This window comes from Psychroserpens jangbogonensis (assembly GCF_000797465.1).
Taxonomy (GTDB): Bacteria; Bacteroidota; Bacteroidia; order Flavobacteriales; family Flavobacteriaceae; genus Psychroserpens; species Psychroserpens jangbogonensis.
Genome location: NZ_JSWG01000009.1, coordinates 344185 through 369638 on the forward strand (window position 1 = coordinate 344185; position 25454 = coordinate 369638).

The 25454-nt window shown below is 33.6% G+C and carries 16 protein-coding genes; 6 read left to right on the forward strand and 10 right to left on the reverse strand.

Annotation, left to right across the window (positions count from 1 at the left end):
- Positions 1-1212, reverse strand: a complete 1212-nt coding sequence (gene hflX / locus RH81_RS08625; RefSeq protein ID WP_033959737.1) for a GTPase HflX — start codon at positions 1210-1212, stop codon at positions 1-3.
- 70 nt (positions 1213-1282) lie between these two features.
- Between hflX and RH81_RS08630 the strand changes: the two genes are divergently transcribed.
- From RH81_RS08630 to RH81_RS16480, 5 genes are all read left to right on the forward strand, one after another.
- Positions 1283-2245: an endonuclease/exonuclease/phosphatase family protein gene (locus tag RH81_RS08630; protein WP_033959738.1), complete on the forward strand. Its 963-nt coding sequence runs from the start codon at positions 1283-1285 to the stop codon at positions 2243-2245.
- 211 nt (positions 2246-2456) lie between these two features.
- The gene (locus tag RH81_RS08635) at positions 2457-7652 is read left to right on the forward strand and encodes a T9SS type B sorting domain-containing protein (RefSeq protein WP_033959740.1); all 5196 of its coding nucleotides are present in this window, start codon (positions 2457-2459) and stop codon (positions 7650-7652) included.
- A 108-nt stretch (positions 7653-7760) separates the two neighbouring features.
- The gene (locus RH81_RS08640; protein ID WP_033959741.1) at positions 7761-8669 is read left to right on the forward strand and encodes a PorP/SprF family type IX secretion system membrane protein; all 909 of its coding nucleotides are present in this window, start codon (positions 7761-7763) and stop codon (positions 8667-8669) included.
- An 18-nt stretch (positions 8670-8687) separates the two neighbouring features.
- Positions 8688-10601, forward strand: coding sequence for an OmpA family protein (locus RH81_RS08645; RefSeq protein ID WP_033959742.1), 1914 nt, complete (start codon positions 8688-8690; stop codon positions 10599-10601).
- Between the two features lie 118 nt (positions 10602-10719).
- The gene (locus RH81_RS16480) at positions 10720-16050 is read left to right on the forward strand and encodes a choice-of-anchor L domain-containing protein (protein WP_081988258.1); all 5331 of its coding nucleotides are present in this window, start codon (positions 10720-10722) and stop codon (positions 16048-16050) included.
- A gap of 45 nt (positions 16051-16095) precedes the next feature.
- On the opposite strand, the gene RH81_RS08655 is transcribed toward RH81_RS16480, so the two are convergent.
- The 3 genes from RH81_RS08655 to RH81_RS08665 all read right to left on the reverse strand — a co-directional run bounded on the left by RH81_RS08655 (position 16096) and on the right by RH81_RS08665 (position 20778).
- Positions 16096-16470, reverse strand: coding sequence for a hypothetical protein (locus RH81_RS08655; RefSeq protein WP_033959743.1), 375 nt, complete (start codon positions 16468-16470; stop codon positions 16096-16098).
- A gap of 69 nt (positions 16471-16539) precedes the next feature.
- Positions 16540-17982, reverse strand: coding sequence for a DUF5689 domain-containing protein (locus RH81_RS08660; RefSeq protein ID WP_241478973.1), 1443 nt, complete (start codon positions 17980-17982; stop codon positions 16540-16542).
- 12 nt (positions 17983-17994) lie between these two features.
- Positions 17995-20778: a TonB-dependent receptor gene (locus RH81_RS08665; RefSeq protein ID WP_033959744.1), complete on the reverse strand. Its 2784-nt coding sequence runs from the start codon at positions 20776-20778 to the stop codon at positions 17995-17997.
- A gap of 140 nt (positions 20779-20918) precedes the next feature.
- On the opposite strand from RH81_RS08665, the gene RH81_RS08670 reads away from it, so the two are divergent.
- On the forward strand, positions 20919-21980 hold the full coding sequence (locus RH81_RS08670) for an endonuclease/exonuclease/phosphatase family protein (protein ID WP_033959745.1): 1062 nt from the start codon (positions 20919-20921) through the stop codon (positions 21978-21980).
- Between the two features lie 72 nt (positions 21981-22052).
- Here the strand turns inward: RH81_RS08670 and RH81_RS08675 are convergent, their stop codons facing one another.
- The 6 genes from RH81_RS08675 to RH81_RS08695 all read right to left on the reverse strand — a co-directional run bounded on the left by RH81_RS08675 (position 22053) and on the right by RH81_RS08695 (position 25189).
- Positions 22053-22487, reverse strand: coding sequence for a hypothetical protein (locus RH81_RS08675; protein WP_033959751.1), 435 nt, complete (start codon positions 22485-22487; stop codon positions 22053-22055).
- A gap of 127 nt (positions 22488-22614) precedes the next feature.
- Positions 22615-23004 (reverse strand): cupredoxin domain-containing protein, encoded by a 390-nt coding sequence (locus tag RH81_RS08680; protein ID WP_033959753.1) that lies wholly within the window; start codon positions 23002-23004, stop codon positions 22615-22617.
- A gap of 24 nt (positions 23005-23028) precedes the next feature.
- Complete coding sequence (locus RH81_RS08685; RefSeq protein ID WP_033959754.1) at positions 23029-23382, reverse strand: hypothetical protein; 354 nt, start codon at positions 23380-23382, stop codon at positions 23029-23031.
- Between the two features lie 25 nt (positions 23383-23407).
- On the reverse strand, positions 23408-23956 hold the full coding sequence (locus RH81_RS08690) for a carboxymuconolactone decarboxylase family protein (RefSeq protein WP_033959755.1): 549 nt from the start codon (positions 23954-23956) through the stop codon (positions 23408-23410).
- A gap of 141 nt (positions 23957-24097) precedes the next feature.
- On the reverse strand, positions 24098-24256 hold the full coding sequence (locus RH81_RS17005) for a hypothetical protein (protein ID WP_161791979.1): 159 nt from the start codon (positions 24254-24256) through the stop codon (positions 24098-24100).
- A gap of 90 nt (positions 24257-24346) precedes the next feature.
- Positions 24347-25189 (reverse strand): AraC family transcriptional regulator, encoded by an 843-nt coding sequence (locus RH81_RS08695; protein WP_033959756.1) that lies wholly within the window; start codon positions 25187-25189, stop codon positions 24347-24349.
- Positions 25190-25454 lie beyond the last annotated feature (265 nt).

Consider the following 25454-nt stretch of genomic DNA (forward strand, 5'->3'; position numbering starts at 1 on the left):
TTATTGTTGATCTTCATAATCAGGATATAGAAAATGATTATAAGGAAAACGGGTTACATGAATTTCTCGAACTTCATCATACACTCGTTTTTTAAATGCATCTATGTTCTTTTTATTTAGTGCAGAAATAAATAAAGCATTATTACCCACTTTATTCATCCATGTGTTTTTCCATTCCTCTAATGTATAATGCATAGATGTTTTTTCAGTTATTAAATCATCTTCATCTAATGGCTCAGCTTTGTAGGCGTCTATTTTATTAAAAACCATAATTGTAGGCTTGTTAGAACTTTCAATCTCGCCAAGAATTTTGTTTACAGATTCAATGTGTTCTTCAAAATTCGCATGTGAAATATCTACAACATGCAAAAGTAAATCTGCTTCTCTAACTTCATCAAGTGTGCTTTTAAAAGATTCTATTAATTGTGTTGGTAATTTTCTAATAAATCCAACGGTATCAGTCAGTAAAAATGGTAAGTTTTGAATTACTACTTTTCGTACAGTTGTGTCAAGAGTTGCAAATAATTTGTTTTCAGCAAACACATCACTTTTACTAACGACATTCATTAAAGTAGATTTTCCAACATTAGTGTAACCAACTAATGCCACTCGAACCATTTTACCGCGATTGCCACGCTGCACAGCCATTTGTTTGTCAATGGTTTTTATTTTGGCTTTTAGCAAAGCAATTTTATCTCTAACGATACGTCTGTCTGTTTCAATTTCCGTTTCTCCAGGACCACGCATTCCTATACCACCTTTTTGTCGCTCAAGGTGAGTCCACATTCCTTTTAATCTTGGAAGTAAATACTCACATTGAGCAAGCTCTACTTGAGTTCTAGCATAGCTTGTTGTGGCACGTTGAGCAAAAATATCTAGAATTAGATTTGTACGGTCTAAAACTTTGCATTCTAAAATTTTACTGATATTTCGTTCTTGAGCTGCAGATAATTCATCATCAAAAATGGCAGTACCAACGTTATTGTTTTTAATAAAGTTCGCCACCTCTTCCATTTTACCCGTACCAATAAACGTTTTTGGATTTGGCATTTCCATTTTCTGAGTAAAACGTTTTAGCACTTCGCCACCAGCGGTATAAGTTAAAAACTCTAACTCGTCTAAATATTCATTAGAACGTTCTTCATTTTGTGCTTTTGTAACAACTCCTATCAGCACAGCCTTTTCAAGCTGTAAGTCTTTTTTTTCTATCATAAATCAAAATAATAACAAAGTTACATAATTGAAAGTATGTGGATTGTATTTTAAAATTTAAATTTGTCTTGTGGGAAAAGAAATAAAAACAGAACATCAGTACACAGTCGCATTTTATAACGTAGAGAATCTTTTTGATTTTAAAGACAACGGACTTACGCACGACAACGATTTTTTACCTGACTCAGCTAAGCGATGGACAAAAAATCGCTATGAGAAAAAATTATATAAACTAGCAGATGTGATTTCAAAGATTGGTTTTGATGATGTTCAAAAACCTCCTACATTAATTGGAATAGCTGAAGCCGAAAATAAAAAGGTATTACAAGACCTCATTGAAACAAAAGATTTGAAGGCTTATAATTATGGTATAGTTCATTATGATTCTAAAGACGAACGAGGAATTGATGTTGGTTTAATTTATAACAAAGATGAATTTGAATTAGAATCTTCAATGCCTTTTTCTATTTACCTTGAAAAAGAGAGTGGTGCACAAGATTTCACCAGAGATATATTATTAGTTTCGGGGAAACTAAATGGTGAATTAATTCATTGTATCATTAATCATTGGCCTTCTCGTCGCGATGGTCTAGTGAAATCATCTCTTAATAGAATAGCTGCATCTCAAAAAGCTATTGAAATCATAGGAACAATAAGAACTAAAGAAGCCAATCCTAAAATTATAGTTATGGGTGATTTTAATGATAATCCAAATAATGAAAGCGTAAAAATGCTAAATGAAAAAGGAGAATTGTTTAACCCAATGAAAACGTTAGTATCCTATTCTAGAGGAACTCAAAACCATAAATTTAAATGGAATGTTTTTGATCAAATATTATTCTCTACCAATTTTTTTGAAACAGACGATGAAAGCTTAAAATTTGAAGAGGCTGACATTTTTGATGAGAAGTTCTTAACGCAATATCAAGGTAAATTTAAAGGACAACCTTTTAGGACTTATTCAGGAAAAAAGTACAAGGGTGGATTTAGTGATCATTTTCCGGTCTATATGCGATTAAGTATGACGAATTAATAGCTAAATTCTTTTTATCGATAAAAACAGCGCTTTATCTATTATAACAATGTTAAGGCTACGTTAATAGTCATTTTTTTTATCTTCGGATACTTATTCGCTCCTATTCTTATTATGTTTGACCTTATTTGCTTAGCCTCAATTTTGAGTAGCTAGGGTTAAGGTGTTTAATGTCAATAAATTATATAAAATAATTAATAGTATATATCACATGAAAAAGATTACTTTTCTATTAGCATTTCTCCTCATTTTATCTGCTTGGAATTCAAATGCTCAAATTACTTCTTATCCATATTTTGAAGATTTTGAATCTGGTGACGGAGGATGGACAGTTGATGATCCTGCAGCCGGTACTTGGGAACTTGGAACACCAGCAAACACAATTATAAATAGTGCCGATACTGGTGTAAATTCATGGGTGACTAACTTAACAGGTGAATATAACACAAATGAAGCTGCTTCTGTGGTAAGTCCAGTATTTGACTTGTCATCTTTAAGTGCTCCATCAATAGAATTGAGTGTTTGGTGGAATTCAGAATTTAGTTGGGATGGTATGGTTTTACAGTCCTCACTTGATGATGGTACATCATGGCAAAATGTTGGAAATTTAAATGATCCGAATAATTGGTATAATGATGATTCTATTGCAGGAAATCCAGGAGGACAAGCAATTGGATGGACAGGTAGAAATTCATCAACTAATGGTTCAGGTGGCTGGGTTGTTGCTCGCCATGCATTAGTAGGATTAGCTGGAGAAAGTAACGTTTTATTAAGAGTTGGATTTGGGTCTGATGGAAGTGTTCAAGATGAAGGAGTTGGTTTTGACTCTATTAATATTTTTGAAGTATCCTGTCCAGAACCATCAGGAATTACAGTTAGTAATGTTACAGATTTATCTGCGGATGTTACATGGACTCCTGGAGGAACAGAAACCAACTGGGAAGTTGTAGTTCAATTAGCGGGAACAGGTGCTCCAACAGGTTCAGGAACAGCAACTACAGCAAATAACCCATATATTGTTACTGGTTTAACAGCAATTACAGATTACGAAGTTTATGTAAGATCGGATTGTAGTGGTGAATTTAGTAGTTGGGTAGGACCAATCAACTTTAGAACATTTAATACACCACCACCAGCACCAGTTGGTGTAACGTGCGTTTCAGGAAGTTCATCTTTTATCTATACTGCAGAGTTTGATACGTTTGATGGATGGACTGGTGATTTAACGAATACGAATCAAGATGGATTATGGGAAGTTCCTAATGATTCAGGTTCAGGAGCAACAGGTGCCGATGCAGCATTTAGTGGAGCAAGCTTTATGAATTATGAGTCATCTGGTGGGACAACAGATACAGCTTCGGCTGTAAGTCCATCGATAGATTTAACAAGCGCAATTGATGGCGCAGAATTATCTTTTTATATGCATGCTTTTGGTGCAGATATGGGAGTTTTAAATGTAGGTGTTTCAAATTCAGCTGCAGGACCATTTACAACTTTATTTACGTGGTCAGGAGATTTACAAACTGATGGAGCTCAAGCTTGGGTTCCAATAGGAATTAACTTAGATGCCTATTTAGGTCAGACGATATTTGTAGAATTTAGCCATACGGGAACAGGAGATTTTGAAGGCGATATGTCAATTGATTTAATGCGTGTTGAAGCGTGTGGATCATTTTGTATAGCACCAAGTAGTATTGTAGTATCTAATGTAGGCGGAACAAACGCAGATATAGACTGGAATGGTAACAATGGCGAAACTTCATGGGAATATGTTGTTGTGCCAGGAGGTTCAGGAGAGCCAAGTGGACCAGGAACAACAGTAGGAGCAACGACAGTAAATGAGACAGGATTAAGTTTCTCAACAGATTATGAAGTGTGGTTACGAGCAGATTGTGGAGGTGGCGTATTTAGCTCTTGGGCTGGGCCTATTAATTTCACAACAACGATACAGTCTGATTTTCTTATAGATTGTACTCAGGCACCAACAAATATCACATACTGTTACGATAACAATGATACAACGAATTGGACATTTACATCATCAGATGGAAGTCCAGTAAGAATTACATTTAATGCAGGAGGAATAGAGAGTTGTTGTGATGATATACTAATATATGATGGCGTTGATAACACAGGAACATTACTATTCCAAGGTAATAATGGAGGAGACTTAACAGGATTAACGTTTGATTCGGTAGGTGACTCTATGTATTTTGAGATTGATTCAGATGGTTCAGTAAGTTGTGCATCAGGCAGTGGTTGTTGTACAGCAGAATGGGACTTTACAGTTGCTTGTGCAACGTGTGTGAATCCAGAGGCGACATATAGTGTAGTTTCAAACTGTGTTGTAGGCCCAGAATTCTTTGTAGATGTAGATTTAACAAATTTAGGTTCAGCGACTTCAATCACAATAAGTGATGATCAAGGTGGTGCACCACAAACAGTAAGTGCATTAGGAATAGTGACTTTTGGACCATTTGCAAATAATGTACCAGTAGTAATTACAGTTGATAATGATGATGATACCAATTGTCAAATAACAAGTGGCGCATTAACACAAGAACTTTGTTTAGATACAATAGTAGATTGTACTGGAGGACCAATAGCAGGCTTTATATGTTATGATAATGGTGATTCTGTGATTTTAACTTATACTAGTTCTGATGGCTTACCTTTAAACTTAACGTTTAATGATGGTGAGATAGAAGGAGCTCCATTTGACTTTTTGTTAGTGACAGATGGAAATGGAACAGTACTCTATAATGATGAAGGAAATGATGGTGATTTATCTGGATTGACATTTCAATCTATAACGGATACTATTACTATTCAAATTTTATCAGATGGATCTGTAAGTTGTACGTCTGGAGCTTTTCCAAATGGTGTAAACTTTACAGTGGCATGTGCAACATGTATCAATCCTGCAGCAACATATCAAGTTATTGATGATTGTGCTAATGGGCAACAATTTTTAATTGATGTTAATGTTACGACATTAGGTGATGCAACATCTTTAACAATTTCTAATAACATAGATGCCATTACAGTTCCAGTAACTGGAGTCGGAGTATACCAAATAGGGCCATTCCCATTCTTAGTAGATGTAATAGTTACAATTAGCAACGACCAAGATGTAAATTGTGTTATAAATAGCTCAGCAATTCAGTTGTTAGCTTGTCCTCCAGATAATGATAACCCATGTGATGCTACTATTGCAGTAGTTAATACTGATAACACATGTGATTTATTAACTCCAGGTTCTCTTATTGAAGCAACACCTTCTGGTGTTCCAGATGGCACTTGTACTGGCGATCCAGATGATGATGTATGGTTTCAATTTGTAGCAGAAAGTGAAGTTCAACTTATTTCAATACTTAATATTGCAGGTGGTACTTTCAATATAGATCACGCAATTTACGATGGTGCTTGCGATAATTTAGTTGAATTAGAATGTAATGATAATGCAGCAAGTGTTTCACCAGAATTAGTAGTAGGTAACACATATTATATTAGAGTGTTCTCAGGCGGAAGTGATTCTGAGACGAGTACATTTGATTTATGTATTAAAAATGCTCCTACAAATATTATTTGTGAAAACGCTGAAAATTTCTGTGAAGAAGGTGGAGCATTAGTAACTTCTAATATTATTGGTATTCCAGATAATAATGACATTGCATGTTTAGCAAGTGCACCAAACCCAACTTGGAATATTATCCAAATTGGTGACCCTGGATTAATTGAAATTGAAATTGCTCAAGTTGATGATGCTGGAAACGGTTTGGATGTGGATTTTGTTCTTTGGGGACCATTTGTTACTGTTGAAGATGCATGTTTAAACATTGTTTTTGATGATTGCCCAACTTGCCCTAATAATACGGCAGATGCCAATTTTTATCCATTCGGTAATATTGTAGATTGTAGTTATGATGCTGCTGATACGGAAAACTTAACTATTGATAATGCACTTAATGGTGAAATTTACATGTTACTTGTAACGAATTTCTCTGATGATCCGGGAACAATTTCAATTAGTCAAACTAATACAGGAGACCCAGGTGATGGTAATGTTACAGCACAGATTGAGGTTGAAGTAGGTATGGATCAACAATTATGTGGTTTTGCATCTTATGATATTGTCGCAGATTCACCATTTGCAGATCGTTACGAATGGTACTGTGATGGATTTATTATTACAGGAGAAGAGACTTCTATTTTAACAGTAACTGATTCATGTACATATACCGTAATTGCTTTTGATGATCAATGTCAGTCGCAAGCACAAGATGATATTACAATTACTTTTGGAGCAGAACCAATTGCGAACCCTGTTGCAGATATAATTACTTGTGACGATGCTTCAGCAGATGGTATTGAAGATTTTGATTTGGGTATTCAAACAGCAACTATTCTTGGATTACAAGATCCGGCAGAATTTAATGTAACGTATCATTTAACTTTAGCAGAAGCACAGCAAGGTATTGGAGCTTTACCATTAAATTATACTAATGTAACAAACCCTCAAACAATATTTATTAGAATTGAAGATGCTGGTGCAACATTCTGTTTTGCAACGTCAAGTTTTCAATTGATTATTTCAGGACCAACACCTACAGTAGCTAGTGTAGTTTATCCTGAATGTGATGATGATTTTGATGGAATTACTTTATTCGATCTTGCTTCTCAGGATGGAAATGTACTAGGAGGTCAAAGTGCAATGGATTTTACAGTAACATATCATGAAACTCCAGCTGACGCTGATGCTGGATCTGGAGCAATTGATACCTCTTCATTATATAGTAGTGGAACAACAACTGTATATGTAAGAATAGAAAGTAATTTAGCTTTTGATTGTTTTTCAACAAACACAATGGAACTAGTAGTAGATCCATTACCTGATACTTCATTCACCACGAACTTTGATTACGAAGTATGTCCTGCTGCAACAGTTCCAATTTTAATAACTGCAACAGCTAATAATTATACAGAAAGTGACGTGACAATAAACTGGTATTTTGATAGTGGCTTAATTGCAGGTGAGAATGGTTTAACCCTTCCGGTTTTAGAAGCAGGTCTTTATGAGATTGAAGTTATAAATAATCAAACTATGTGTTTTAGTATTGCTGAACAAATTGTTATAGAATTACCAACTTGTGTTATTCCTGAAGGAATTTCACCAAATGGAGATGGTAGTAATGACACATTTGATTTAAGTAGTTATGGCGTTACTAAACTAGAAATTTTTAATAGACATGGAACCTTAGTTTATTCTAAGAAAAATTATACTAATGAATGGTATGGACAAACTGATGATGGTGGTGATTTACCAGTAGGAACATATTTCTATACTATGGAATATGAGAATGGTAAACAAAGAACAGCATGGGTTTACATTCAGAGATTAAATTAAAATAACTATTCAACCAATTAATATTAAGGCGTACAGTATTTGTCTTATAAAGTAGATAAATACTGTACAAATTTAACCCAACAACTAAAAACAACTAAAAATTAACAGATGAAAAAACTTTATATTATTGTTGTATTTCTCATTGCAACACAAATGTATGGACAGCAAGATCCACAATACACACAGTACATGTATAACATGAATGTGATTAATCCAGCTTATGCAGGATCTAGAGAAAATCTTTCGTTTGGATTATTATACCGTACACAATGGACAGGTATAGATGGTGCACCAGAAACAGCTACATTTTTTGGACATCTTCCTGTGAGTGAAAATGTAGGTTTAGGTTTATCTGTTATATCAGATCAAATCGGTCCTGTAAAAGAAACAAATGCTTATGCAGATTTTTCTTATACATTACGACTTGGAGGAGCAAATCGATTAGCTTTTGGTTTAAAAGCAGGAGCAACATTTCACGATATAGGAATTAGTGCACAAAACATTGACCTAATTGATGAGGACGATCCATTATTTAAAGATATTAACTCCACTACTCCTAATGTTGGAGCTGGAGTCTTTTATTATACGGATAACTACTACTTGTCTTTTTCTGTACCAAACATTTTGAATTCGGTTCATTTAGATTCAGATGGTTATAAATTAGGGTCTGAAGAAACACATTATTTCTTAACTGGTGGTTATGTGTTTGACGTATCAAAGAACACAAAATTAAAACCTTCTTTTTTAGTTAAATCTGCATTTGATGCGCCTACATCATATGATGTTAATTTAAACGCTTTGTTTTTCGATAAATTTGAAATAGGTGCTTCTTATAGATTAGATGATTCGTATTCTGGATTGATTAATTTTGCGGTAACTCCAGTAATTAGAATTGGGTATGCATATGATGCTGTAACTTCAGATATTAAAAAATATGCACCTGCATCTCATGAGTTCATGCTATTATTCGATTTGAACTTCCCGAGAAAAGTTTCACGTTCACCTAGATATTTCTAACCAGCTAAGCTAAACATTATGAAAAATATATTTACACTTTTTACAATAGTAGCATTAAGTAGTTTTAGCTTAATGGCTCAAAATAAGAACACAAAAAAAGCAGATAAACACTTCTCAAGATTTGAATTTGTTGAAGCTGCTGAAGTTTATGCCAAACTAATTGAAAATGGTAAAGGTGACACCTATGTCTATAGCCAATTAGCCGAGTCATATTATAACGTATTTAATACGCAAGAGGCTGAAAAATGGTATGCTAAAGCATTAGAAACGGCAGATAATCCAGAAATGATATTTAAGTATTCTCAAATGCTTAAAGCTAATGGTAAGTATGAAGAGTCAAATGTACAAATGGCTAAGTTTGCTAAAATGCGCCCAAGTGATGATAGAGGTATAGCATTTAGTAATAATCCAGATTATCTTCCTAAAATTTTAGAAAAAGGTAAAAAATTCAATATTCAAAATTTAGGATTTAATACTAAGTATGCTGATTTTGGAGGTACTTTAAAAGATGGAAAACTTTATATCACATCTGCAAGAAATACATCACGTAAAACTTATGGATGGAATGAAGAACCATTTTTAGACATCTATGAGATGGTGAAAAATGAAGATGGTACTTACCTTGCAGGTGCTCTAGTTGAAGACGAAATAAACACAAAACATCATGAAGGGATAGTATCTTTTACTCCTGATGGTAAAACAATGTATTTCTCTAGAGAAAGTTACTTTGAAAAAGAATACGAAAAGGATTCAATAACTAAAGTAAGATATAGTTTATTACACCTTTTTAAAGCTACTAAATCAGGAAGTACTTGGGGTAATGTTGAAGGATTCGATATTAACAGTAAAGACTATTCAGTGAAAAACCCTTCTGTAAGTCCAGATGGTAAAATGCTATACTTTTCATCAGATATGCCAGGAGGTTTTGGAATGTTTGATATTTACAAGGCAGCTATCAATGAAGACGGTTCTTTAGGAGAGGCAATGAATTTAGGGCAAAAAGTAAATACTCAAGCTCAAGAAATGTTCCCTTTTATAAGTAGTAATAACACGCTTTATTTTTCTTCTAATGGTCATTTAGGACTTGGAAATCTTGATGTATTTCATACTAAAGTAGTCGATGGTAAAACTGGGCCAGTACGTAATATTGGAATTCCAATTAATAGTAGTGCCGATGATTTTGCCTTCAATCTAGATGAAGAGTCAAAAGAAGGATATGTATCATCTAATAGAGATGGTGGATTAGGTGGTGATGATGTTTATGGTATTAAAAGATTACAACCATTAAATGATGTGTTAATTGCTGGAACAGTAGTAGACTCAAAAACTGGAAATCCAATAAATGCAGCAAGTGTAACCTTATATGATGATCAAGGAAATAAAGTGCTATCTAAAGTAACTAATTCTGATGGTACTGTTGATTTTATTGTTGAAACTGAAAAGGAATCAGTATTAGAAATTGTTATGGATGGCTATGTTAGTCAAAAAATAACAGTTGGTGCTTCTAGCGAAGAAGAAGAGAAGGTGAGTATAATGCTTGATCCTATTGAGGTTATTGTAGGACCAGTAGAAATTATTTTGAATCCTATTTTCTTTGAATTTGATAAATCAAATGTGACTGCTCAAGCCGCTTTTGAATTAGATAAATTAGTTCAGATTATGAATAAATATCCAGATATGGTTATTAATGCTAAATCTCATACAGATAGTAGAGGTTCGGCATCATACAATGAGAAGTTATCAGATAGAAGAGCTAAAACAACTGTTCAATATGTTATTTCTAAAGGTGTTGATAAATCTAGAATAACTGGATCTGGTAAAGGAGAGAGCGAACCAAAAGTTGATTGTGGTTCAAATTGTTCCGAAGAGGATCATCAACTAAATAGAAGATCAGAATTTATTATTGTAAGCGGAGGACCACAAGCAAAATAATTAAATAAATATAATGACTAACCAACCAACCATAAGAGCTCTGTTATATAGCAGGGCTTTTTGTGTTTAATAAAGTAGTCAAACCAAAAGATAAGACTAACTAGATCAACTAAATCAAATGAAAAAAATTATATTAACAAGTATGCTGTTTATGCTATCCATTAGCATAAATGCACAGACCTATCTTCAAGAGGATTTTGACGCAGATATTCCAGCAACATGGACAGTTACAGATGCAGGAGGAGCCACTGGTGATTCTTGGATTTCTGGATTGCAAGGTGGAGCTAATGGTTTAAATGGGAGTAATGTTGCCATTGTTGATAGTGATGCCAATGGAGACGGTGTTGAGCTCATCGAGACCCTAACATCACCTGTGTTTGATACAACAGGCGCGGCTTTGCTTTATTTAGATTTTGACCAGTTCTATAATAATGGAGGAGGAGATTCAGCAATTGTTGAAGTTTTTGACGGAACTAGTTGGGTTGAGGTTTTAAACCAAACTGCAGACATTGGTAATTTTGATGCTCCAGACGGGCAACATATAGATATAACCGCATTTTCAAATGCTAATATGCAAATACGTTTTGTTTATAATGACGGAAATATTTGGGCGTGGTACTGGTTACTTGATAATATAATAGTTTATAATTCTACATGTGATTTTCCAGCAGGACTCACAGTTGATAATATTACAGATATATCTGCAGATGTTACATGGACAACAGGAGGCTCAGAAACCAACTGGGAAATTGTAGTTCAGGCAGCTGGAACAGGAGAGCCAACAGGTTCCGGAACTCCAACAACAGCAAATAATCCGTATAATGTTGCTGGTTTAACAGCAATTACAGATTACGAAGTTTGGGTGAGATCAGATTGTGGAGCTAATGGTTTTAGTTTTTGGTCAGGACCAATCAACTTTAGAACATTTAATACACCACCACCAGCACCAGTTGGTGTAACGTGCGTTTCAGGAAGTTCATCTTTTATCTATACTGCAGAGTTTGATACGTTTGATGGATGGACTGGTGATTTAACGAATACGAATCAAGATGGATTCTGGGAAGTTCCTAATGATTCAGGTTCAGGAGGAACAGGTGCTGATGCAGCATTTAGTGGAGCAGGCTTTATGAATTATGAGTCATCAGGTGGAACAACAGATACAGCTTCGGCTGTAAGTCCATCGATAGATTTAACAAGCGCAATTGATGGCGCAGAATTATCTTTTTATATGCATGCTTTTGGTGCAGATATGGGAGTTATGAATGTAGGTGTTTCAAATTCAGCGGCAGGACCATTTACAACTTTATTTACGTGGTCAGGAGAATTACAAACCGATGGAGCTCAAGCTTGGGTTCCAATAGGAATTAACTTAGATGCTTATTTAGGTCAGACGATATTTGTAGAGTTTAGCCATACAGGAACAGGAGATTTTGAAGGCGATATGTCAATTGATTTAATGCGTGTTGAAACATGTGGATCATTTTGTATAGCACCAAGTAGTATTGTAGTATCTAATGTAGGCGGAACAAACGCAGATATAGACTGGAATGGTAACAATGGCGAGACGTCATGGGAATATGTTGTTGTACCAGCAGGTTCAGGAGAGCCAAGTGGACCAGGAACAACAGTAGGAGCTACGACAGTAAATGAGACAGGATTAAGTTTCTCAACAGATTATGAAGTGTGGTTACGAGCAGATTGTGGAGGTGGCGTATTTAGCTCTTGGGCTGGACCTGTTAATTTCACAACAACGATACAGTCTGATTTTCTTATAGATTGTACTCAGGCACCAACAAATATCACATACTGTTACGATAACAATGATACAACGAATTGGACATTTACATCATCAGATGGAAGTCCAGTAAGAATTACATTTAATGCAGGAGGAATAGAGAGTTGTTGTGATGATATACTAATATATGATGGCGTTGATAACACAGGAACATTACTATTCCAAGGTAATAATGGAGGAGACTTAACAGGATTAACGTTTGATTCAGTAGGTGACTCTATGTATTTTGAGATTGATTCAGATGGTTCAGTAAGTTGTGCATCAGGCAGTGGTTGTTGTACAGCAGAATGGGACTTTACAGTTGCTTGTGCAACATGTGTAAATCCAGAGGCGACGTATAGTGTAGTTTCAAACTGTGTTGTAGGCCCAGAATTCTTTGTAGATGTAGATTTAACAAATTTAGGTTCAGCGACTTCAATCACAATAAGTGATGATCAAGGTAGTGCACCACAAACAGTAAGTGCATTAGGAATAGTGACTTTTGGTCCATTTGCAAATAATGTACCAGTAGTAATTACAGTTGATAATGATGATGATACCAATTGTCAAATAACAAGTGGCGCATTAACACAAGAACTTTGTTTAGATACAATAGTAGATTGTACTGGAGGACAAGTAGCAGGCTATTTATGTTACGATAATGGTGATTCTATAACGTTAACTTATACTAGTTCAGACGGAACTCCACTTAATTTGGCAATAAACCAAGGAGAAATAGAAGGAGATCCATTTGACTTTTTGTTAGTCACAGATGGAAATGGTACAGTACTTTATAATGGTGAAGGAAATGATGGAGATATATCAGGGTTATCATTCCAATCACCAGGAGATACGATTACTATTCAAATTTTATCAGATGGATCTGTAAGTTGTACGTCAGGAGCTTTTCCAAATGGTATTGATTTTACAGTATCATGTGCGACGTGTATAAATCCTGCAGCAACATATCAAGTTATTGATGATTGTGCAAATGGGAATCAATTTTTAGTTAATGTCAATGTTACAACATTAGGTGATGCAACATCATTAACAATTTCTAATAATATTGATGCTAATACAGCATCAGCAACCGCTGTAGGCGTTTATCAAGTTGGACCATTTCCTTTTGGAGTAGATGTAATTATTACTACAAGTAATGACCAAGATTCAAATTGTATTATAAATAGCTCAGCAATTCAGTTGTTAGCTTGTCCACCAGACAATGATAACCCATGTGATGCTACTGTTGCTCAAGTTAATGCAGATGACTCTTGTACTTTAGTAACTCCAGGAACGTTGTTAGAGGGTACAGATTCAGGTGTGCCAAATGGCAGTTGTACAGGAGATGCCGATGATGATGTATGGTTTGAGTTTACTGCGCTAAATGACATTCAAATTATTTCTATATTAAATATAAATGGAGGAGGTTTCTTCCAAGATGTAGATCACGCGGTTTATGAAGGAACTTGTGGCGCTCCAATAGAATTATATTGTTCTGATGCCGATGCTAGTGTGACTCCAGTATTGACTATCGGAAATACATATTATGTTAGAATATTCTCAGCAGGTGGTGATCCAGTTGATTATACATTTGATCTTTGTATTAGACCTGGGTCTGGCAATGTTTTAGTTGACCAAACAACATATACAGTAGATGAGTTGATAATAGATGTTTTAATTGATAGCCCTTGTGCTCAAATTTCTAATATTACGTTCTCAACTGGTACTAATTTTGGTGAAGCAAACGGAATAGGATATTTTTCTAACCCAGATGGTGGATTCCCTTTTGAAGACGGATTATTGTTAACTTCAGGTGATGCAAGTCAAGCTGCTGGACCAAATACTAATTTTGTGTCTAGTGGAACAGGAGCATGGCCTGGAGATGCAGATTTAACTGCTATCGCTGGTGATGTTACAAACAATGCGACCATTATAGAATTTGATTTCGTACCATTAAATGATGAATTGAGTTTTGATTTCCTAATGGCTTCGGAAGAATATGATATGGGTGGTTTTGAGTGTCAATTTTCTGATGCATTTGCATTCTTATTAACAGATTCAAATAACGTAACGACAAATTTAGCTGTTGTACCTGGTACTACAGATCCAATTTTGGTAACAAATATTCATCCAGATAATGGTGTTTGCCCAGCAATAAATGAGCAATATTTTGGAGAATATATTCCAAATAACTTGCCTCCAATTTCTTTTGATGGAAGAACAGATGTGTTTACTGCATTTTCACCAGTAAATATCGGTGAATCGTATCATATTAAATTAGTTATTGCTGATGCAAGAGATAATATATATGATTCTGGTGTTTTCTTAAAAGCAGGAAGTTTTGATATTGGAGAAGTAGATTTAGGTGGAGATATTACTATTGCTGGAGGAAATGCAGTTTGTGAAGATGAACCTGTTATTTTAGATACTTCAGCTCCGAATATTGACCATGTTTGGTACCTGGATGGCTTTGTTATTCCTGGTGAAATAGCTTCTACACTTAACGTAACCGAAGCTGGTTTATATACTGTTCAGATTATTTTCTCACCATCTTGTATAATTGATGATGAAGTCTTAATTGAATTTTTACCAAAACCTGTAGTGGCAAATATTCCAGATGATTTAACGGCTTGTTCAACTACTAATGAAGCTGTATTTGACCTTAGTGTAAATACCAGTGTTGTATTAGGCACACAGAGTCCTGCTGATTTCACTGTGACTTATCATGAGTCTCAAACAAATGCAGATGCAAATGTGAATGATATAATGTCACCTTACACGAATACATCAAACCCTCAAACAATCTATATTAGAATTGAAGATAATGTTACAGGCTGTTACGAAACAACTAGCTTTGATTTATCTATTTCTAGTCCATCACATACAGCTGAAAGTGCTGATATGATAGGATGTGATAACGATGATGATGGTATTGCCGAATTTGATTTGATTTCTAATGATGTAAATGTTCTAAACGGTCAAGATGCTTCTCAGTTTATTGTTACATATCACGTATCTCAAGCAGATGCTATGGCTGCAACTGGAGCTTTAGCAAGTCCTTATGATAGTTCTGGAGAAACTGTATTTGTTAGAGTTGAGACATTAACTTTTGCAGATTGTTATGTGACTAATAGTTTTGATTTAATTATTGGTACAGAACCTCTAACATCATTTACGACCGATTTTGATTATGAAGTGTGTCCAAATGCTATAGTTCCAATTATTATTGAAGCAACTCCTGGAAACTATACAGAATCTGAAGTAACTATTAATTGGTACTTGGATAATGGATTAGTATCAAATGAAAATGGATTAACATTACCAGTTATTGATGCTGGTGATTACGAAATAGAAGTGATTTTTAATGATACTCAATGTTCTAATAGTACATTTATTACAGTTATAGAGTTAGAGACATGTGTTATTCCTCAAGGAATTTCTCCAAATGGAGATGGTAGCAATGATGTCTTTGATTTGAGTAGTTATGGAGTTACTAAACTAGAAATTTTTAATAGAAATGGTACCTTAGTCTACACTAAGAAGAACTATACTAACGAATGGTTTGGACAAACAGATGATGGTGATGCATTGCCTGTTGGAACTTATTTCTATACTATGGAATATCAAAACGGAAAGCGAAGAACCGCTTGGGTTTATATTCAAAGAGAGAATTAATAAATAAGTATATAAATAAAAAAGCCTCTATATAGAGGCTTTTTTTTATGCGTTTAATAAGATAAAAGCTAAAGAAATACAACCTAATAAAAGGAACCATAATAACCATATGTTATGTATTGATTGCTTGTTTTTATTAGTTTTTGCATTCAAGACTTTTCGTTTTCTTCCGCTGTAAACAATCCAATTTCTAAAGTAAACAAAGACACTTATCATAACAAAAAGAGTCCATCCTTTAGTAGCAGAAAACGTATTGACGTGCATTTGTTCTAAAAAGATAGAGAAGAATACGCCTAATACTAAAACTAAGGCGATTTGCAAGAGCGAAATATATACTAGAGCTATTGTGTTAGCTTTTTGTTTATGCGTTGTTTTATAGTGATTAAAAACGCTAAAAAAAATGGAATCAAATGTTGTCATAGCGAGTAAATGGTTAAAAAAAAACCTGCTAACGTGAATTAGCAGGTTTTTATATATAATTGTTTTATACTAGAGTCCTACGATTGCAACGTCATCAACTTGAAAAGCTCCATCAAGATCAGAATCATTTCCAGAACCAGTAACTCTAAAAGCTATATATAAAGTTCCAGTATAAGATGATAAATCAATTGGACCAGATCCAATTAAATCATACCATGAAGTATCCATAGTTGGAAAACTTGCTGTTTGCTCTTCCCAAGTAGCTGATAATACATTAGTACCATCAAAATCGGTAGAAACAAATACTTTAATTCCATTATCTTCAGAATCAACATCTAAATGGTGTTGTGCTGTTTTGAAGCTTAAAACTTCACCAGATTGAGCATCCATATCAATTCCTGGAGATACTAACCAACCAATGTTTGAAGAATCTCCTGTACTAAATGAAGAGAATTCAGCTGTTCCAATACCACTAAATAATTGTTCAGTCCATAATTCACCACCTTCTTCTGCGAAGTTTACCCAACCTGGTGTATCCAAGTTTGAGTTATCTTGAGCATCTTGAAAATCTTCAATGAAAATTGGTGTTAATAATGTACATCTTGTATTGTTCATAATAACATCATCTGGAGAGTTTAAGGCTAATATTAATTGACTACCATCAAAAGTTTTACTTACAACAGCAGTAATTGTTCCATTATCAATAGGTAATGGATCATTTTTAAAATTAGCGAAACTACTAGTTTCTAGGTTAAACTCTGTATAAGTAGCTCCCTCACATGCTTGAAGTGTTCTTTGAGTATCAAAAGTTTCAGCAGGATCAAAATAATTTTGTCCAGCTAAATTTGCAGCAAATTCAACATTTTCAATGCTTACTAATAGGCCAACTTGGTTATTAGTTATTTGAGAAAAAGAAACCACTAATGGTGTCATTAATTCAGTTGTAGGAGATCTAAGTACTTGTCTTGCTGTTTGGTTTTCGTTTAATCTTACAACCGTAGTACCAAAATCATCTGTTTCAGAATCACCACCAATCGTGATAACTCCGTTTTCAACTCTTTCTTCACCAACATAAAGACCATTCAAGTTAATATATACTTCTCTTCCTATATTAAATTGATTATAAGTATCTACTTGATTTATTGCTATTTTTAAAGCACCTGTAGGGTTAGAAGGACTATCTTGAATATAAAATTCTTTAAAATAGTTTCCAGTTTCATCAGATGAAGATACATATCCTTTAACATAGATATCAGTATCAATAAGTACAGCTGCATTATCTCCTGGATCAGATTCAACTAAATACATTGCTTTTACTTGAGCAATTGTGTTTTCAGTAGCGCCTCCAGTTAATAAGCTATTTAAAAGTGCATTTTCTTCGTCACCTAAACTACTAGGTACCGTAAAGTCGTCGTCTTGTACACACGAAGTTACAGCAAAACTCATAGCTATAATCGTGAAAAGTGTAAAAATTTTATTCGTTTTCATAAGTGTTAATATTAATTTTTTCATAATTGTTTTTTTTTAAAATCTAAGGTACACATTTACAAAGTAATTTGTACCACGTCCATACCAATACTTTGGTCCGAAAGAACGTTTAGGATTAGAATTATCATCTCTTAATTCTCTGAAATTTGCATTTCTTCCTTGCTCAAAACCTCCAGTTTTATATTTCTTGTCTAACAGGTTACCTACACTAGCAAAAAAGCCAATATATTTGTCACCTATTTTCCATGATTTTCCTCCTACTAAGTTAACAACCATATAATCGTTAAACTCTTCTTGTTTTAATAATTCTGTAGCTAAGTCTTCATCGTAATCATTAAATGGTATACCATCAGCATCTAAATAAAAGTTTTCAGTTCTAGTTAATGCATTTACATCTACATAAGCATTTGAGAAGAAGTTAGCTGTAGCTCCAAACCACCAGTAGTCAGGATCACGATATTCGAATCCAATAGATGCAGCTCTTTGAGGACCTCCAGCAATTTTGTAATCTTTTAGATTAGCTTGACCAAAGTTTATAGAACCATCTGGAGTATTAATACTAGATGATGTTAAGTATAAATCAGGATTGTTATCATAAGTATATTGACCTACAGAAGCAACACCTTTTAATTTAATAGTTGGTGTAATTTGTGCTTCAATACCTAATTCTATACCAATGTGTTTTTTATCAATTCCTTGTAATATTTCTTGTACAAAGGCAGAGGTGTCATTGTCTTCAATATCTGCACCACCACTTAGACCATCAGCAAAATAAAATCCAACTTCGTTAGCATCTTGTATTTTAGAGTAATATGCAGTAAGTTTTGCTTTTACAATTGAAGATCTAAAAATATAGCTAGCATCAAAAGAGCTTACTTTTTCTTCCTCAATATCTCTAACAATATTGTGGTTTTCTCTAGAGTTAGAATACGTGTTACGTAATGAAGGAGCTCTTGTAATATAACCAGCGTTTACATCTATTAAATGCTTACCAGTTATTTTATAGGTAAATCCACCTTTTCCACCAAATCCAGTAAAATCTAATTCTTTTCCTTTACCGTAAGATAAGTCTCCAGCAAATCTACTGTGTTCCCATAATCCTTCTCTTTGATATGTTGTATTTGTAATACTTGCAGATAAAAAGAAGTCAACTTTGTTGTATTTAAATTGTCCTTGAGCATATCCAGAAATTTCATTAGCATACAAATTATAATTATATCTGTATTTATCACCTTCACCGATTAAACGGTCAGGGTTTTGAACATCATATTGGAAACCGTCAAAAGAATCTACATTCAGTAAACCTACATTAGATCCTAATAAATCTAAAATTTCTCCAAAATTTTCAGACTTTAATCTTTTATAGTTAATAGAGGCATTTAATAAAATGTTCTCATTAATTTCTGAACTTAAAATTGAATTTATCGTCAATTGTTTGTCATCAGCTCTGTCTTCATAAAGAACATAAGCAGCAGGTCTTGCCCCTCCATTAGTCGGAATGTTATTAGTTACGTTAGCATCTATAATACGATTCCAATCAATTTGTCCATCGTTTATGAAATTCTGTTCTGCAATATATGCTCCAGCATAGTCAGGACCATCATCGTCAGCTAAAAAGTAACTAGGTAAATCTTGGTAATAAGCTGGACTTGGATTTCCACCTCCAGAATAGTCTAAACGACTATTTCCTAAAGAACCCCATTGGTAAGCTACGTTTGTGTTTAAAGATGTTTTATCACTAATAGTCCAATAATGGTTTAACATTACTATTGGTTCTTTCACTTCTTTAATACGAGAGTTACGTTTATCTCCATCTAAATAACCCCAATATTCGTTATACTTAATACCTTTAAGGTCAAATACTTCTTGAGTGTTAGGTGAAGATTTACCTCTTCTGTTTGGTGCATAAATAGACGTAAAGTTTATACTATGCTTATCATTAATTTTCTTTTCAATAGAAGCGAAAAATGAATTAGAATCATATAATGAAGCATCTTGATACCCTTCATTTCCCCATCGTCTGCCAATAGCAAAGCTATAAGCCCATCCACCTTCTACAAGTCCAGAATTATAACTAGCCATTAAACGGTTAGTATAACTACGGTTAGATGATGAATATGTTATACGACCACCTTGTCTGTATTTTGAAGCTCTAGTACTAATGTTAGATGTTCCTAAAATACCACCAAAATTATATGCTGAAGGTGTTAACCCAGAAGTTAATTCTTGGTTACGCATGACATCATTAAGTCCTCCCCAATTACTCCATTGTGGTCTTCCGTTGTATTGCTTGTTCATTTCAATACCGTTAATCAAAACAGAACCATTGTCTGAATCTAAACCTCTAACTCTAAAGAAAGAAGAGCTAAACTCAAAAGCAGCTGTACGTTGAAAAATGTCTAGAGACGATTGTAATAACCCAGAAATATTGTCTGAGCCACTAGTGTCGTCATTAAGTTCATCGTCTGTTAATGAAATTGTAAACAAGTCTACAGAATCTGTGACATCAATGTCTAAGGACATATCTGTAATATCTACAGTTTGGCCTTCGTTTACTACAATAGGATATCTTTTAGTGATATAACCTTCTTTAGATATTTTTAAAACTTGTTCTCCTAATGGAACATTCGAAGAAAATGTAAATACACCTAAACCATCTGTGGTTGTAGTTTGTGAAGTTTCTTCAATAGTAATAGTAACATCTGGTATGGGTTCATTGGTAACAGCATCTTTAACACTACCCTTAATTAGAGTCTGTTGAGCAAACGCTGTACTAAAAGAAAAAATCCCAAGTAAAAAAATAAAAATACTTTTTTTCATGCTTAATTATAAAAGTTAATAGTCGTTTCGCATTAAATAATAGTTATTTAAGGCTTGCAAATTTACATTATTTATAATAAATACATACTTTTGGCTCAACATTTGTATAGATTATAATAATAACATAATAATACTACTAGATGAAACCACTACATATTTCAATAACAGTCATTTGTTTTTTATTGACTTTTAATCTTTTTGCTCAAGAGCCAAAAGAGAAAAAACCATTTAAAGTTCATGCAATAGCATTCTACAATTTAGAAAATTTATTTGACACTGTCAATGATACTACCAAATTTGATGAGAGAAGTCCAATAATGGAAATGAAGGCTAATAGAGAAGAAGTGTACATTAAGAAAGTGCAAAATATGGCTCGAGTTATAGCTGAAATTGGCGCTGATGTTACCGGGAATTCCCCAGCAATTATTGGAGTTTGTGAGGTTGAAAACCGACAAGTATTAGTTGATGTGGTAAACGATCCTTTATTAGTTGGTAGAGATTATGGAATTATTCATTACGAATCTCCAGATGTTAGAGGAATTGATGTTGCATTATTATACCAGAAGAAACTATTCAGACCAATAAGTCATAGTTCTCATGAAGTGAAAATCTATGATCATAATACAAAAGAGCGTAGACAAACAAGAGATCAATTATTAGTTTCTGGAGAACTAGATGGAGATCTTATTCATCTTGTAGTAAATCACTGGCCATCAAGAAGTGGTGGTGAAGCAAAAAGTAGAGTAAATCGTGTTGCTGCAGCAAAGGTGAGTAAACGACTTTCAGATTCTTTACAGTCTATTGATCCTTATGCTAAGATTTTAATCATGGGAGATTTAAATGACAACCCAACTAACGAGAGCGTTAAAAAAGTTTTAAAAGCAGAAGGTGATAAAGAAGATGTTGGTTTAAAAGGAATTTATAATCCTTATGAAAACATGTTTAGAAAAGTAGGCCTAGGTACTACAGCATATAGAGATGCTTGGAGTTTATTTGACCAAATTTTAGTTACAAAGCCTTTATTAGAAAAAGATTATTCGTCTTATAGGTTTTATAGAGCTGAAATATTTAGCCGTAACTATTTAATTAGTAAGCATGGTCGTTGGAAAGGGTATCCTTTTAGAAGTTTCTCAAGCGGCTTTACCAATGGGTTTAGTGATCACTTTCCAGTTTATGTTTATGTTGTTAAAGAAGCCAAATAAGAATTAAATAAAAACTTATATAAAAAAAGCGCAAACATATGTTTGCGCTTTTTTTATATAATACAATTAAGATTAAAACCAATTAGACCAAGGAATTCTAGATAATACTAAAAGTAAACCTAGTGTGTAAAATATTGAAAGCACCTTAAATTTAGGTTTTGATGTGAGTTTCTTTTTATGTTTTGAATACCCAATTGTAATAAACGTGACTGCAAGAATTCCAACAAATGGATGCTCTACAGCTAATAGTCTTGCAAATGGATCTAATCCACCCATCCCATTGGCGGTTATGTTTTTTAATCCATTAGGTGATACAAAATAGAGCACTAAACCTATTAATAGTTGGATATGAGATACAATTAGTGTGAATAATGCTATTCTAAAATCTATAGCATGAAATTCTTTTCCACCTAAGTATTTTATTATCGCATTAAAACTGGCAATAACAATCATTGCTAAAACCAAATAGGCCCAATAAGAATGAATCATTTGAAGAGTACTGTACATAGTTTTGATTTGAAAAGTTAACACTGCAAATGTAGTAATTATATGGAGACACTTTAATACCCATAAAAAAACAGAGTGCCTTTCATTAAAAGACACTCTGTTTTAGCTATTAATCAATTCAATAAGTCTACTTCACTATCAACGTATATTGAGGTGTCGGATTCATTGGGCAGAAATATACATACTCCCCTTTTTCCAAGTTTGTCACATTTGATGTCTCCTTTGAGTTGTTATCAACGACTTTAGTTACATAAGCTGTTTTAATGTGGTTTTCTGGATTTGAAGCATCCTTGCCTTTTGACATTAATACAAATCCTACTTGATGGCCAACATTATTGTTTTCAATTTCAAATATATAAGCACCTGCTTCTAAGGTGATTTCCTTTTGGGTAAATTCTCCTTCCGTTTGTTCTAAAGTAACTACAGTTGCTTTAGTGTCTTTCATCATTTTGTCTTGAGCATTTGTGTTTACTGAAAATGCTAAAGCAATTACGAGTACTGAGATAATTTTTTTCATTTTAAATATATGTATTTGGTTAAATTAAGCGTGGTAATAGCGTTCGTTAATAATTTTGCCATCTTTCCACTGGGTTCTATTTACTTGTTCAAATTTGTGATGTTGACCATCGTTTGTTTTAAATTCCATGGTAGCTTCATAGTAAGATATATCACCAGAAACTGAAATGTTTTTAATATCATACCCAATAAATTCTGTTACTGTAGCCAGCAGTTCTTTTTCTGCAATGATTGCCGTTTCTTTACCTACTTTAGGCGTATTATTTGCTTCTTGAAGTACTACATTATCATCTAAGTACTTGTCCATTGCTTCTAAAAACTGTCCGTTTCCTAATAAAGTTTTTAAATCTGAAAGTGCATTCTCGATCGTGTTATTCATTTTTGTTTTTTTTATGGATTAATAATTATATTGTTTCTAATTCTAATGGTTGTGCTACAGGAAAATCTATAGCAACATCTGTAGTGTTGTTTATGTAATTGGAAATTGTTTTGTCACCTACTAAAGAAATGACGTCAATTAAATTCCCTTTTGTATACCCTGCATTAAAGAAATTTTCTAATACTACTTCATCAGTTTTTCCTCTATTTTCAGTAATGTTTTTCGATAGTTTTGCTAGCGTATCTAATTTCGTGTTTACAGAAGAAAATCCAGCTCTAAACTCTAAGATTTGTTCATCTGTAAATCCATTCATTTTCCCTATTGCAGTATGAGCAGATAAACAGTAATTACAATCATTTACCTGGCTTACGGCTAAGTTTATAACTTCTTTTTCTTTAGCAGAAAGAGATGTTTTTGCATTAGCAAATGTTAAGTAATTCTCAAGTGCTGTATCACTATAAGCGTAGGTAGCATATAAGTTTGGTACAAAACCTAACGCTTTATTTAGGTTGTCAAAAATTGTTTGGTTATTGGTACTTACGTCTTCTCTAGTTGGTACATTAAATGTGTTCATAATTTTAAATTTTTAGCTCTGATGTTACTCAGAGTATTGTTATTATTTATTTGATTTTTTTGTTGGTACAAAGATGAGTCGGGAATAAAGCTTATAAAATGAATATTCTTCCTTTGTGCTTGTCAATTTTTCCCTTTAAGTTTAATTCGGATTCACATATGGCTTTTCGGCATCACAATAGTAATCGTGAAGGTGGCTCTGCTCACAATGTGTTTTAGTAACCAGAGTCTTTGTACTTCGTTTAGGGCTTCTTCTGAATATTTCTATTAAATTGAATAGTGATTTGTTTGGTGTTGTCATCGTATGATTGTTTTAATATTACAATGCAAAGATGCGATAGGAGATGTAGTTAAAGAATGAAGAATTTGCCCAAGAACTTGTCAATTCTTCCTAACTTGAAGTTATTAATTGTTTTTTAAAGTCTGAAGGTGACTGTGAAGTGTGTTTTTTAAACAGTCTACTCAAATGTGAGGCGTCATCGAAACCTACTTCATAAGCAATCTCTTTAGCTGATTTGTCTGAATATATTAAAAGACGTTTGGCTTCTAAAACGACGCGCTCATGAATAATTTGTAACGGACTACGGTTTAGTTTGGCGAAATTATTAGATAAGGTTTTTGGAGATTTAAATAGTTTTTCAGCATAAAACGAAACGCTATGTTCAGTTTTGAAATGTTGTTCTACTAAAAAATTAAAAGATCTTAATAAATCTACTTTTGAACTTTTAGCGGTTTCAACAATGCCTTCTTTTGCTTTAAGTAAACGTGTGCTTTTAATAATAAAACGAGCCATAAGCATCCGTAACATTTCTGCTTGAATATTATCTTTAGTTTCTAGCTCATCAATAAACACTTCATGTAGTATTTGAAATTTGTGTTGTTCAATTTTATCTAGATGAATAATAGGAATGTTTGTGTTTCCAAAAAATAAAATACCAACACAACTCACCTCTTGATCATGATCTTTAATGCAATAGAATTCTCTATTAAATTGATAGACAATGGCATCTTGACCTGAGATGTACTGTAAATACTGAATAGGAGTGAGTGCTAAAATACTGTGAGGTTCAATGATAAATGGGATACTATCAATAATGATTTCTATAGCTTCCGATTGAGCCCAAATAAAAGTATAGAGTTCAGTTTGTTTGGGTGTTTGAAATGATTTTAAATCGGTTTCATTTCCAACATTGAAAATGGCATTGGTAGAAAATTCTTTAAAAGTATGTATCATATTCACTAAGTCTGTTTAGCGAATTAAAAATTACAAAATATGAGAAGATTTAAGCCACTTTTTTGATTAAATCAAAACAAGGACATTTTTTACAGCGCTTGAATTCTGACTTTTTATACTTTTTGCAGCATTCAGTTTTTGCTTTAACCAAGGGGTCCAAGCCAGAAGTTTGAAGAACTTTAATACGTTCGTTTTTAAGTTTCTTATTTTTATTTTTTTTGCCCATCGAATTTGCTAGAAAACAACAGCGCAAAAATAATTATTT